At 54.0% G+C, this 12,681-nt stretch carries 8 protein-coding genes; 5 read left to right on the forward strand and 3 right to left on the reverse strand.

Annotated elements, in window-relative coordinates; genetic code table 11:
• Positions 1–110: 110 nt before the first annotated feature.
• The 3 genes from hemW to B3075_RS05650 all read right to left on the reverse strand — a co-directional run bounded on the left by hemW (position 111) and on the right by B3075_RS05650 (position 4,989).
• Positions 111–1,220 carry a radical SAM family heme chaperone HemW gene (gene hemW, locus B3075_RS05640; RefSeq protein WP_290488568.1) on the reverse strand — a complete coding sequence of 370 codons (1,110 nt, stop codon included), beginning with the start codon at positions 1,218–1,220 and terminating at the stop codon, positions 111–113.
• Between the two features lie 17 nt (positions 1,221–1,237).
• Positions 1,238–4,147, reverse strand: coding sequence for a hypothetical protein (locus B3075_RS05645; protein WP_290488567.1), 2,910 nt, complete (start codon positions 4,145–4,147; stop codon positions 1,238–1,240).
• Between the two features lie 194 nt (positions 4,148–4,341).
• The gene (locus tag B3075_RS05650) at positions 4,342–4,989 is read right to left on the reverse strand and encodes a L,D-transpeptidase (protein WP_290488566.1); all 648 of its coding nucleotides are present in this window, start codon (positions 4,987–4,989) and stop codon (positions 4,342–4,344) included.
• 131 nt (positions 4,990–5,120) lie between these two features.
• On the opposite strand from B3075_RS05650, the gene pyrE reads away from it, so the two are divergent.
• Genes pyrE through B3075_RS05675 form a run of 5 tightly spaced genes read left to right on the forward strand, consistent with a single transcriptional unit; the run spans position 5,121 to position 12,677 of the window.
• Positions 5,121–5,690 carry an orotate phosphoribosyltransferase gene (gene pyrE, locus B3075_RS05655; RefSeq protein WP_022197655.1) on the forward strand — a complete coding sequence of 190 codons (570 nt, stop codon included), beginning with the start codon at positions 5,121–5,123 and terminating at the stop codon, positions 5,688–5,690.
• Between the two features lie 13 nt (positions 5,691–5,703).
• Entirely contained in the window at positions 5,704–6,771 is a 1,068-nt protein-coding gene (gene nagZ, locus B3075_RS05660; protein WP_290488565.1) for a beta-N-acetylhexosaminidase, read from the forward strand.
• 44 nt (positions 6,772–6,815) lie between these two features.
• Positions 6,816–10,046, forward strand: coding sequence for a helicase-related protein (locus tag B3075_RS05665; protein ID WP_343125177.1), 3,231 nt, complete (start codon positions 6,816–6,818; stop codon positions 10,044–10,046).
• Between the two features lie 13 nt (positions 10,047–10,059).
• On the forward strand, positions 10,060–10,713 hold the full coding sequence (locus B3075_RS05670) for a DUF4391 domain-containing protein (protein ID WP_046435146.1): 654 nt from the start codon (positions 10,060–10,062) through the stop codon (positions 10,711–10,713).
• Positions 10,713–12,677 (forward strand): site-specific DNA-methyltransferase, encoded by a 1,965-nt coding sequence (locus B3075_RS05675; protein WP_414631728.1) that lies wholly within the window; start codon positions 10,713–10,715, stop codon positions 12,675–12,677. The genes B3075_RS05670 and B3075_RS05675 overlap by 1 nt, the downstream gene beginning before the upstream one ends.
• Positions 12,678–12,681 lie beyond the last annotated feature (4 nt).

Here is a 12,681-nt window from a genome sequence, read left to right on the forward strand (position 1 = left end):
TATTACGTTCCACAGGGATGTCTGTAGATGGCCCGTGCCCGGCTGTTTCTGCGCCCGGTCCCTGCCGGATTCCGGATGCAGCTAAACTCTAAAGGAGGGAAAATTTGCTTTCAGCACAGTTCCGCCGCGATGGCGTCCACGAGCAGGCGGCCGCGGCCTTTCAGGATGAGCCTTTGTTCCGGTGAAATGTCCGCCAGGCCCAGTTCCCGGTATTGTTCCAGCAGAGGGCGGGATTCCGGCAGAATGTATTTCAGCGGCAATCCTTCATCCGTCCGGAGCATCAGGGCAATGCGTTCCAGGCGGTAGTCTTCCGCGGTGACGGGTTCCTGTTCGGAAAGGGGGAGGCCGTTTTCCAGCGTGCTGCGTATGTAGGCGTCCGTGTCCCGTGTGTTGGAGTACCGCATGCCGTTGATGGTGCTGACCGCGCCGGGGCCTATGCCCACATAGTCCTCTCCCTTCCAGTAGGCCATATTGTGAGGGGATTGGCAGCCTTCCCGGGCGTAGTTGGACGTTTCATAGTGGCGCATGCCCGCCGCCTCCAGCACATGTTCCGCCAGTTCAAAGAAGGCGGCGTCTTCATCCGGATCCTGCCTTTTTTCCCCCCGAAGCAGGCTCCGGAAGAATTCCGTGTCTTCTTCATAGGTGAGGTTGTAGGCGGAGATATGGTCCGTGCCGGCGCGGACAGCCTCTTTCAGGGTGGCTTCCCATATGGAGAGGGTTTGCCCCGGAATGGCGAACATGAGATCCATGTTGATATGGGGCATTCCCGCATTTTTCAGCATTTCCACGGAGCGCAGCGCCTGGGACGGGGTATGTTCGCGCCCCAGCAGACGCAGGATGCCGGAATCCAGGGACTGCACGCCCAGGGAAACCCGGTTCATGCCCAGGCTGCGCCAGAAGCGCACTTTTTTTTCCGTAAAGGTGGCGGGGTTGGCCTCAAAGGAGAATTCATCCAGCCTGTCCACGGGCACGAGACGGTCCAGGGTTTCCATGAGACGCCCCAGATGCGTGTCCGAGAGCATGGAGGGCGTCCCCCCTCCAAAGTAAAGGGTGGCTGTTTCCCCTCCGCGGCTCATGGACAGGGCCGCGGCGCGGGATTCCGCTTCCCGCCCCAGCGCACGGATGAAAAGTTTCATGTCCGTGGACGCTGGGGTGTGCTTGAAGAAGGCACAGTACGGACAGATGCGGTGACAGAAGGGAATGTGGACGTAAAGGTGCAACTGGGGCGGCGGGGGGATTAGCGTCTCCGGCGGCGTCCGGAGGATGATTCCCCGTCTCCCTTCTTTTTCTGGGAAAGCTCCAGAATCCTGTCGGAAGCGTCTTTCATCTCCGTCTTGACGCGGGATTTTTCCGATTCGTCAGCCAGGGACATGTAGTTTTTCGTCAGGGTGTCGTAGAAGGGGTGGATTTTCGTTTCCTTTTTATTCTTGGGCTTATACTTGAAGCCGTCCGGGCAGGTGTCCACCATGTTTTTCATCCACGGTATCAGTTCTTCCTTGGGCAGGGCCTGGCACAGGGCGTCCAGGGAGAAGGACATTTCTTCCTGGTCCACATCCTTGGGCGCGTTCAGCGCATTGTTTTCATCCCGGTAGAAGCTGGCGGCCTTCTTGAACCCTCTGTCCACCGTCCTTTTAAGCCTGTCCGTGCCCTGCGCCTTGGCGTACGCGATCTGATAGGCGGCCTGGGGTTCCGGGTAGGAGTTGCGCTTGGATTCGGATTTGAGCCAGGACATGAGTTCGGTCCACTGGAAGGTTTTGTAATCATATTCCTGCTTCAGAGCGTTTTCAAGAATCACGGAGCAGAGTACGTTGACGTATTCCTTGGTGTGGTTGGCCAGCATGTCTTTGCCGTTTTTGTCGCCACGGCCTACGGAGGGAACGTATTTGCGCGTTTTCCAGAGTTTCCTGATGCCCATGCCGTCCGGCAGGGCCTCCCTCACTTCATCCACCATCTTGGTGGCTCCCATGAGGTCCTGGGGCTCCTGCTTGAAGAGGGTGTACCAGGCTTCCGTATAGAACGGGTTGGCTTTGAGCACAGTTCTCATGGCGGTCTGCGTGAATGCCTTGGGAAGCGTGCCGGAGGGGTCGGCCGCCTCTTCCGGGGAGGAGCCGGCGCCCGCCAGTTTGTAAATGTTCATGGCGAAGCGGCTGTCAATGAACTTTTCATAGTCGAGGTTCATGGACAGGGCCAGTCCGGAATGGTATTCCGCATTGCCGGTGCGCGGCGCGCTGGAATCCCGGAAGTACCAGAATCCCGTGGTGGCTTTCAGGGTGTCCACGCTCTGTCCCACGCTCAGCCAGCAGCCGTTGCCGGTGAAGTGGGTGGTCATCAGGTTGCCGTGGCCGGGTTGTCCGGCGGGGGCGGCGGGGATGCCGCGGGCGATCTGGGAATTGCGGGAGATAAGGGACATGGTGCCGCACACGCCGCCTTCATGAAGCTTGCGTTCGTTGGATTCCCGGGACCATTCCGGATCCGGGTCAAAGCTGAACAGGATGGGCGGCTCTTTATCGTCATCCGACCGGTAGGGGCCGTACAGCCACAGGCGGGTCGGCCCACGCTGGCCCATGTAGCGTTCCCACACGCTGTCGCACTCACGCAGGGGGCGCGTTTCCGAAAGGGCCATCATGGCCGGCCAGGGCGTTCCTTCCAGGGAAACGCCGGTCCATTCCACACGCTTGCGGTCCACGTCGCGCAAATCGCCGCAATGTTCATATTTATCCACCAGGTAGGAGAAGAATTCCACCGGGGTGGGGAAGGGGTCCCTCTTGCGCCTCAGCTGGCCGTGGCGGTACATGTATTCATGCAGAAATCCGGCCAGGTTGTCTTCCGTAATGGCGGAATCCCCGATTTCCGATACGGTGGGGTATTTTTTGAGCCAGGCCTGCTTGGGGGTGATTTTTTTGCGGTCCAGATAAGCTTCCACCTTTTTGTAGCATTCCTCATCCACGGTGCGGGGGGCGTTCCCATACCAGTTGACGGGCGGTTTCCCGGCGCAGTACAGGTCCGCTGGCGGGGGCATGACTCCGGAGGATCTGAGGCCTTCCAGCTTGCCCAGGGCGTCAACGTAGCGGCCCTGATGGGTGAGGTCGAAGGCCCCCATGCCGAATTCGCGGCGTCCTACCGCGAACGCCAGAACGAGCTGGTCATATTTTTCCGTCATTTCCAGGCCCAGTTCATCAATCATGAACGCCACATTGGTGGCGACGCTGGGGTCCGGCGGGAAGAACATGGCGAAGACTTCACGGTTGTTTTTCGTGTTTTTCAGCCATTTTTCAAAATCCGGAGAAAAACTGCCTCCGCGTTTTTTTACGTAGTCGCGCACGTAGGCTTCCGCGTAATGGGGATATTTGTTCAGCAGTTTTTCAGAAAATTTCCCCTTGGACGCGATAGCTTCCTCCCGTAAAGCCTTTTCCATGGCAATGACTTCCGGGGAGGGGGAAAGGTCGGGAGCAGACGGTTCCGGTTCGGGTTCCGGTTCAGGTTCGGGGGCGACCACTACGGGTTCCGGTTCGGGAGCGACCACCACGGGCTCCGGAGCAGGAGGAGCGGGCTTGGGTTTGGGCTTGGGCGGAGCCGCTACCGGCACAGTAACGGATTTGGCGACGGGTTCCTTTTTATCCTTGAGTATCTGGTAGCCCAGAAATCCAAAGAGGGCGAGCATCCCGGTCACAATCACTGTGATGACCGGGAACCCTCCGGAGCGCTTTACCCGCGGCAGCGGAGCTCCGGGGATGGGGGCGCCGGCTACGGGTTTCCGCAGTTGCGGTTGCTGAGGTTTTTGGGCGGGGCGGAGAGCCTGGGCATGCGCTACAGCCGGCTGGGGCTGCGCCGGAGAAAACGGGTAAAGAAACAGGACGGTGCCTAACCCTCCGAATTTGCCTTGCGCATTGGCTGCGTATTGGGTTTCAAAAGCTTCCCAGGCCTGGGAGTATTGGGCTTCATATCCCGGAGAGACAGACAGTTCCCCGCTGGCCAGATCGCGCGTGACGAGGCCCCGTGGGCAGAATTCGCGTATCAGGACCGTATGGCCTTCCGGGGAAAGAGCCTGGTACAGATGATAGTCCGGGCCGCTTTCTACAAGCGCCGTGATGCTGTAGCCGCCTATGTTGAAATGTGGCGGGAGGGCAGGGGGAGGAGGGATTGTCATGACGAATCAAGAGGTCAAAGATCCCGTATATTCAAAAAGGTTCGAGGCCGTTTGTCAATGCCGGAGTGAGGAAGCTGCGCCATGAGACGGGGGAGGCTACCACCCCGGGAAGCTTCCGGACGGCGGGAATACGAAACATGCCGGGTCCCGTAAGAACAGGGCCTTCCTGCGGCGCGACGCCGCACGGGAAGCGGCTAACGGATGGTGACCCTGGTGCCGACGGGGGTATGCTCAAAGAATGTCTTGGCCATGTCCTCCGGCAGGCGCACGCATCCGTGGCTGACCGGATATCCGGTGACAAACCCCACGTGCATGCCGTAGCCCCCCGTAATCCGCATCCAGTAGGGCATGGGGGCGGGGTCGAAGTAGGTGCCTGCCGGCGCTCCGCCAGACCTGGCGTTGTAATCCCCGTTGACGACGGCTCCGGTAGCCTTGCTGCGCAGAACGCCGTAGGTGCCGGATTTGTAGTTGGCGTCTTTCTGGATGATTTTGTACGTTCCCCTGGGAGTGCCGTAGCCTTCCTTGCCGGAAGACATGGGGGAAACGCCCACGAGCGTGGTTCCCACGTAGTAGAAGACTTTCTGCTGCTTGAGGTCAATGATGATGTGCTTTTCCCCCTGGGTGCCCGCCGGCAGGTCCCAATATCCCTGGCCCAAACGGGCTTCCGGAGGCAGGTCCGTGTTGACGCCGGAGGTAGAGCCCACCCCGGACAGGTAATCGTCCCGCCCGGACACGCCCTGGATTTTCCCGGCGATTTGGTCAAACAGCGGGGGCCTCTCGTACGATGTGCAGGAAACAAGAGCGGAACTGATAGAAACTAGCGTCAATATGCCGGATTTCATGGGAACGGGAAAATGACAGGCAGGTTATGGGGCCTGTCCTCCTTTTTGTCAAGATTTGCATGCTGTTATCCGTTGCTTATTCCAAGGGTATCTGTTATATACGGCGGACCACTTCATTCATCCCTATTTTCATGAGCGAACAATACGATCTTCTTAAAAGCATTCTTCTGGAAAAATCCGTGCGTACGGGAACCTTTACGCTGGCTTCCGGCAAGGTGTCCGACTTGTATGTGGACTGCCGCATGACAGCCCTGGACCCCGTAGGGGCCACCCTGGTGGGCGCTCTGGGCTGGAAGCTGGTGAAGGAGGATATTCTGCCCCGTTTCCCGGAGGTGGCTGCCATCGGCGGCATGACCATGGGGGCGGACCCTATTTCCCTGGCCGTCGGCATGACCAGCGCTCTGGAAGGGGCGGAAAAGAAGCTTCAGGTGTTCACCGTGCGCAAGGAGCCGAAGGACCATGGACGCGGCCGCCGCATTGAAGGCAATTTCCAGGCCGGGGATACCGTGGTCGTGGTGGATGACGTCATCACGACGGGCGGCTCCACATTGAAGGCTATTGATGCCATTGAGGCGGAAGGGGGCAGGGTTGCCGCCGCCCTGGTGCTGCTGGACCGCGAGGAAGGCGGACGCCAGGCGATTGAGGAACGCGGCATTCCCGTTTACCCGCTGTACACCAGGACTTCCCTGTTGGGCCGTTAATCCTTTTCCGTTCATGCTCCCGGCCCTGATCGGCATAAGCGGCCATGAAGTGGGCGCGGAGGAAGAGGCTGCCATCCGGCGTTGGCAGCCGGCGGGTTTTATTCTGTTTTCCAGGAATATTGATTCCGTGGAGCAGGTGCGCGGGCTGACGGAGACACTGCGGAAACTTTGCCTCCACCATCCTGTCATTGCCGTGGACCAGGAGGGAGGCCGGGTGGTGCGCACCGCTTCCCTGGGCCTGAATCTGCCCTCCCCGGCTTCACTGGCCCGGCTCGGTTCGGTTGGCGGCATGGTGGAACTGGCCGCGGTGACGGCTCTGGCTCTCCGCTACCTGGGGGTGAACCTGAATTTTGCCCCGGTGCTGGATATCTGCCATGATCCGTCCGCGGCCAACGCGCTTCCCGGCCGCTGCTGGGGAGATAATGCGCAGGACGTCATTTCACGCGGCGGCGTTTATGCCTCCAACCTGCGCCGGGGCGGCGTGCAGAGCTGCGGCAAACATTTTCCCGGCATGGGCCGTGCCCTGGCGGATCCCCATTTCAGCCTTCCCGTGGTTGACCTGGATGAACGGGAGCTGTTCAAGACGGATTTGCTGCCTTTTCTGGCTCTGTGTCCGGCATTGTCCTCCATTATGTCCGCCCATATCATGCTGCCTCAGATTGATCCCGATTATCCCGCCACCTTGTCCGAACGGGTGATCAGGGGGCTTCTGCGCGACCGCCTCGGTTTCCGGGGCGTGGTGTTTACGGATGATTTGTGCATGGGGGCGATTACGGCGCAGTATTCACCGGATGACGCCGCTTTCCTGTCCCTGCGGGCCGGATGCGATCTTCCCCTGATTTGCCATGACCCTTTTCCCTGGCTGGATGGGCTGGCTTCACGTCTGGAAGGTTTGAACGCCTATGACCGGGAGGATTCTTTCAAACGGGTGGAAAAGCTGAGCGACTCCCTGTGTTTCCCGTTTCCGGAAAAGGCTTCCCTGTGGGATTCCTGCCTCCGCCGTGCGGAGGCCCTGTGCCGTCTGGAAGAAAAGGGCGGAGGTGGAGAACATCTGCCTTCATCTCCAGTTCTGGAGTATTGATGTGAACGTCAAGGATGATATCATCCCAGAAAGAAAGTCAATCAATGAAAATTTATGACAATATACGGGAGATTGTAAGAGATGATATGCTCACTACCATTTCCAGGGGCAGCAGGGTTTCTGTAGCGGCCGCCTGCTTCTCTATGTATGCCTATAAAGAACTGAAAAAGCAGCTTGATTCTGTTGATGAGTTCCGCTTCATTTTTACCTCTCCGACTTTTACTACAGAGAAGGCTTCCAGGGCAAAGCGTGAATTCTATATCCCAAGGCTCTCCCGTGAGACCAGTTTGTACGGTACGGAATTCGAAATCAAGCTCCGCAACGAAATGACACAGAAAGCCATCGCAAGAGAATGTGCTGATTGGATTCGTAAGAAGGCAACCTTCAAATCCAATATCACAGGCGAAAACATGGGTGGCTTTATGACGATTAACGCTCCTGCGGAGCAGGTTGCCTATATGCCGTTGGGCGGTTTCACTACCGTTGACATTGGCTGTGAGCGTGGTAACAACAGCTACAACATGGTAAACCGCATGGAGGCGCCGTTCTCCACACAGTATATGCAGTTGTTTGAGTCCTTGTGGAACGACAAGTCCAAGATGCAGGATGTTACCGAGGAAATCATCGAAAACATCAGTAGTGCCTATAACGAGAACGCTCCGGAATTCATCTACTTCATGACTCTGTACCATGTATTCAGTGAATTCCTGGATGATATTTCCGAGGATGAACTGCCGAATGAGGCTACCGGATTCAAGGAGAGCAAGATTTGGTCCATGCTGTATGACTTCCAGCGTGATGCCGTTCTCGCCATCATCAACAAACTGGAAAAATACAACGGCTGCATTTTGGCAGACAGCGTTGGTCTTGGCAAAACATTCACAGCGTTGGCTGTTGTGAAATACTATGAAAATAGAAACAGGTCCGTTCTTGTTCTTTGCCCGAAAAAACTGGCCGAGAACTGGAATACATATAAAGATAACTATGTGAATAACCCCATTGCCTCTGATCGCTTGAATTACGATGTTCTGTTCCACACAGACCTTTCTCGTAGTCACGGCACTTCCAACGGTCTTGACCTGGACCGCCTGAATTGGGGTAACTATGACCTGGTTGTTATTGATGAAAGCCACAACTTCCGAAACGGCATCGGCACACACAGCAACACTGTGGAGAACCGCTATGTAAAGTTGATGGACAAGGTTATCCGCTCCGGCGTAAAAACCAAAGTACTGATGCTTTCCGCTACTCCGGTCAACAACCGCTTTGTGGACTTAAAAAATCAGCTTGCCATTGCCTATGAGGGCGACTCCGAGAATATCAATTCCAAGCTGAACACCAGGAAATCTATTGAGGATATTTTCAAGCAGGCGCAAAAGGCGTTCAATGCCTGGGGTAAACTCCCCGCAGAGGAACGCTCCACAGACGCGCTGCTCCGCACCCTTGATTTTGACTTCTTTGAAGTTCTGGACAGCGTTACCATCGCCAGATCCAGAAAGCACATTGAAAAATATTACAACTCCGCAGAAATCGGAAAGTTCCCGGAAAGGCTGCCGCCAGTTTCCAGGCGGCCATGCCTCACCGATTTGAAGCGTGCTATCAACTATGATGAAATTTATGCCCAACTGATGCTGTTGTGTCTGTCTATCTACACTCCATCCCATTACATCTTTCCAAGTAAGATTCAAAAATATGCGGAATTGACTCACAACAAGGGGGAAAACCTCACCCAGGACGGACGTGAACAAGGTATTCGCCGTTTGATGAGCATCAACCTTTTGAAACGGCTGGAAAGTTCCGTTTATTCCTTCCAGTTGACACTTACCCGTATCAAAGGACTCATCGACAGCACCATTGAGGCAATCAACCGCTTTGAGAAATACGGCACCGCTGACATCGCCATGTACGAAGCTCAGGAGTCTGAGTTCGACATGGACGATGGCAACACCGATTACTTCTCCGTGGGCAGGGAGGTAAAAATCGACCTTGCCGATATGGACTACAAAACCTGGCGCACCGAACTTCAGCAGGACGCAGAAGTGTTGGAACTGCTGACCCTTATGGTGGCAGACATTACGCCGGAGCATGACGGCAAGCTGCAGGATCTCCTATCTCTGCTGTCCCACAAGATTGAGAATCCGATTAACCCCGATAATAAGAAGGTGATCATTTTCTCCGCATTCTCCGACACGGCAGAATACCTCTATGAGAATGTCAGCGCCTATGTAAAGAAGAAATACGGACTGGATACTGCCGTTATCACGGGCAGCATTGATGGCAAGACAACCATCAAAGGCTTTAAGGCAACCCTCAACAATGTTCTGACCTGCTTCTCCCCGGTTTCCAAGGGACGGAATGTTCTGATGCCCGGCAGCAAGGCGGAAATCGATATCCTGATTGCTACCGACTGTATCTCCGAAGGTCAGAACCTGCAGGACTGCGATTATCTGATAAACTACGACATTCACTGGAACCCTGTACGCATCATCCAGCGTTTCGGGCGTATCGACCGTATCGGCAGCCGCAACAATTACATTCAGCTTGTAAACTTCTGGCCCGACCTCACGCTTGATGATTACATCAATCTGAGATCGAGAGTCGAAACCCGCATGAAAATTACGGTGATGACCTCCACAGGTGACGATGACCTCATCAACGAGGAGGAAAAGGGCGACCTGGAATACAGAAAACAGCAGCTCAAACGGCTCCAAGAGGAAGTGGTCGATATTGAGGACATGTCCGAGGGCATCTCCATTATGGACTTGGGATTGAATGAATTCCGCCTTGACCTGCTTGAGTATGTGAAGACCCACGGCAATATGGATAACAAGCCTCGTGGTCTTCACGCTGTTGTTCCTGCTGCTGAGGAATTGCCGAAAGGCGTCATCTTCGTACTGAAGAATATCAATAAGAGCGTCAACATCGACAATCAGAACCGCATCCATCCGTTCTACATGGTTTATATCGGTATGGACGGTGACATCATCGGTGATTATCTGAACCCCAAAAAACTGCTGGACGATGTGCGCCTCCTTTGCCGTGGCAAGAACGAACCCGTCCATGACCTCTGCCGTCAATTCAATGCGGAAACCGATGACGGCAGGAACATGGCAGAACTCTCTGAACTGTTAAGCGAAGCCATCCGCTCCATTATTGACGCCAAGGAAGAAAGCGATGTCGACAGCCTGTTCTCCGCAGGCGGTACTTCCGCCCTGATGTCTGCCGTGTCTGGACTGGACGACTTTGAACTGATATGCTTTCTGGCGGTGAAGTAAAGGAGATCAGGCGATGCTCGGATTACCCAAATCAACGGAGTTCAACAAACGAATTCCCAAACAGAAATTCTATGACAACCTTGCCGTGACCCCGGCTTGGAAAAAGGTATTCATAGAACAGGTAAAGGCCATCTGCTGGAGGAACAAGATTGCCGCCGCCACCATGAACTTAGCCCCCGGCGCCGCCGTGACGGAATTGGTGGTCTTTGAGGTCAAGCTGAACAGTCAGACGCTTGACGACAGCTTTTTGCGGCAGATGGACAAAGAAATACCGTACCACATTCTCTTCATGCTGGAATACGAGGGCAAGTACAAAGCCGTTATCGGCTATAAGGAAGAATCCGGCGGCAACACAGCCTTCAAGGTAAACCGCTACTATTCCACTGAATGGATGGACGAGGATGCCCTCCCGTTGAAATTGGAAGGTTTGTCCGTTGACAGTGTGTATGAAAACTTTGTCCGTCAGATTGCCGGAGACGCCCTCGCTGCCGCCGAAGCCGGGGAAAGCCTCAAGGAGTCCATAGCGAGGGATGAAAAACGGCAGGCTCTTCAAATGCAGATTGCGAAATTGCAAAAGAAAATCAAAAGAGAAAAACAGCTCAACAGGCAGATGGAACTGAATGCCCTGCTCAAGAAACTCAGCAAAGAATGGGAGGAAATTCTGTAATGGAAAAAATGAGAATGGAGTCGATTGATATGACGGCTCAGAACATAGAAAAGATTGGGGCGTTGTTCCCGAACTGTATCACCGAGACCGTGGATGAGAACGGCAAGATGAAGAAAGCCATCAACTTTGACCTGCTCCGTCAGATGCTTTCGGGAGATGTGGTAGAGGGCGATGAGGTATACGAGTTTACCTGGGTGGGCAAAAAGGCGGCTATTGTGGAAGCCAACAAGCCTATCCGCAAGACCCTTCGCCCTTGCAAAGAGGACAGCGTGAATTGGGATACTACCGAAAACCTCTATATTGAGGGCGACAACCTGGAAGTTCTGAAACTCTTGCAGGAAAGCTACCTTGGTAAGGTCAAGATGATTTATATCGACCCGCCGTATAACACGGGTTCAGACAGCTTTGTTTATAATGATTCTTTCACTATGGATGAAGATGAATATGAGACGGGAATTGGTATAAGAGACCAAGATAAAAACAAGCTGTTTCACGAGAATAACAGTAGTAATCCGCGATTCCACTCAGACTGGTGCTCTATGATGTACGAAAGATTTTTGCTTGCAAGAAATCTTTTGTCAGTAGATGGCGTATTAGTTGTAAGTATAAGCGATGCGGAGTTCCATAATTTAAAGAGTATGCTTGATGAACTCTTTGGAGCAGATAATTATCTGGGTGATATCGTATGGAATTCCACAAAATCGGTAACTAATACGGCGCTAATCTCTGTGTCCCATACATATAACCTTGTGTACTTTAAAAGGATGCAGTATTTCGTGGAGAATCGTTCTGAATTTAGGCTGCCAGATGATGGCGAGGGATTTGAAAATCCAGATAACGATCCCAGAGGATCTTGGAAAGCTGATCCGTTTCAAGTTGGTGGGTGGAGACCCAATCAACAGTACGAAATCGTTAATCCCAATACAGGGGTTGTCTATAAACCAAATCCTGACTGTAGTTGGAAAAACGATTATGAACACTACTTGGAATTGGTAAAAGATAATAGGATAGTTTTCGGAAAAACAGGAGATGGTGGTCCTCAAAGGAAGAGGTTCAAGTGGGAGGCTGAGGAAAGAGGCAAGGTAGCAAAAACATGGTGGGATGATGTTGAAACCACAACCAATGGCACACAACTTCTGAAGAAGATGTTTGATGGGAAAATCTTGTTTAGTAATCCTAAACCTGTTGGGCTTCTTGTTAAATTGATTCAATTAGCAGGAAGTAAGGACGGAATTGTTATGGACTTCTTCTCCGGCTCTGCCACTACCGCCCATGCGGTGATGCAGCTCAACGCCGAGGACGGCGGACACCGCAAGTTTATCATGGTGCAGTTGCCCGAACCCTGCGACAAAAAGAGCGAGGCTTTCCAAGCGGGTTACAAGAACATCTGCGAAATCGGCAAGGAGCGCATTCGCCGCGCCGGAAAGAAAATCAAGGAGGAAACAGGTGCGGATATTGATTATGGTTTCCGTGTATTCAAGCTGGATGACAGCAACATGAAGGATGTGTACTATTCCCCTGCCGAGTATGACCAGGGGATGCTGTCCGGTCTGGAATCCAACATCAAGGAAGACCGTACTGACCTTGATTTGCTGTTCGGCTGCCTGCTGGAATGGGGGTTGCCGCTTTCAGAAAGAATGACGGTGTTCCAGATAGATGGGGTGGATGTGCATGCCTACGGAATGGACGCTGAAGAATATCGTGGCTGCAAAGACGGTATGTTTTTTTATGAGGATAATTATCAAATGATTGATAATCATTTATATACACCCACACACACGCGCGTCCCGCTGCTTGCCTGCTTCGCGGACAGGGTGCCGGAGTCTATTATCCGCGGCATAGCCGGGATGAAGCCCCTCTGCGCCGTGTTTCGTGATTCCTGTTTTCAGGACAGCCCCGCCAAAATCAATGTGACGGAGGTGTTCAAGCTCTTGGCTCCGGATACAAGGGTGAAGGTTATCTAAGGAA

It is taken from the genome of Akkermansia sp. UBA7090 (assembly GCF_002493465.1).
GTDB classification, from domain to species: domain Bacteria; phylum Verrucomicrobiota; class Verrucomicrobiia; order Verrucomicrobiales; family Akkermansiaceae; genus Akkermansia; species Akkermansia muciniphila_A.

Excerpts from the sequence above, each read along its gene's own strand:
- B3075_RS05645 (WP_290488567.1), bottom strand. The coding sequence starts at position 4,147 with ATGACAATCCCTCCTCCCCCTGCCCTCCCGCCACATTTCAACATAGGC.
- B3075_RS05650 (WP_290488566.1), bottom strand. The coding sequence starts at position 4,989 with ATGAAATCCGGCATATTGACGCTAGTTTCTATCAGTTCCGCTCTTGTT.
- pyrE (WP_022197655.1), top strand. The coding sequence starts at position 5,121 with ATGAGCGAACAATACGATCTTCTTAAAAGCATTCTTCTGGAAAAATCC.
- nagZ (WP_290488565.1), top strand. The coding sequence starts at position 5,704 with ATGCTCCCGGCCCTGATCGGCATAAGCGGCCATGAAGTGGGCGCGGAG.
- B3075_RS05665 (WP_343125177.1), top strand. The coding sequence starts at position 6,816 with ATGAAAATTTATGACAATATACGGGAGATTGTAAGAGATGATATGCTC.
- B3075_RS05670 (WP_046435146.1), top strand. The coding sequence starts at position 10,060 with ATGCTCGGATTACCCAAATCAACGGAGTTCAACAAACGAATTCCCAAA.
- B3075_RS05675 (WP_414631728.1), top strand. The coding sequence starts at position 10,713 with ATGGAAAAAATGAGAATGGAGTCGATTGATATGACGGCTCAGAACATA.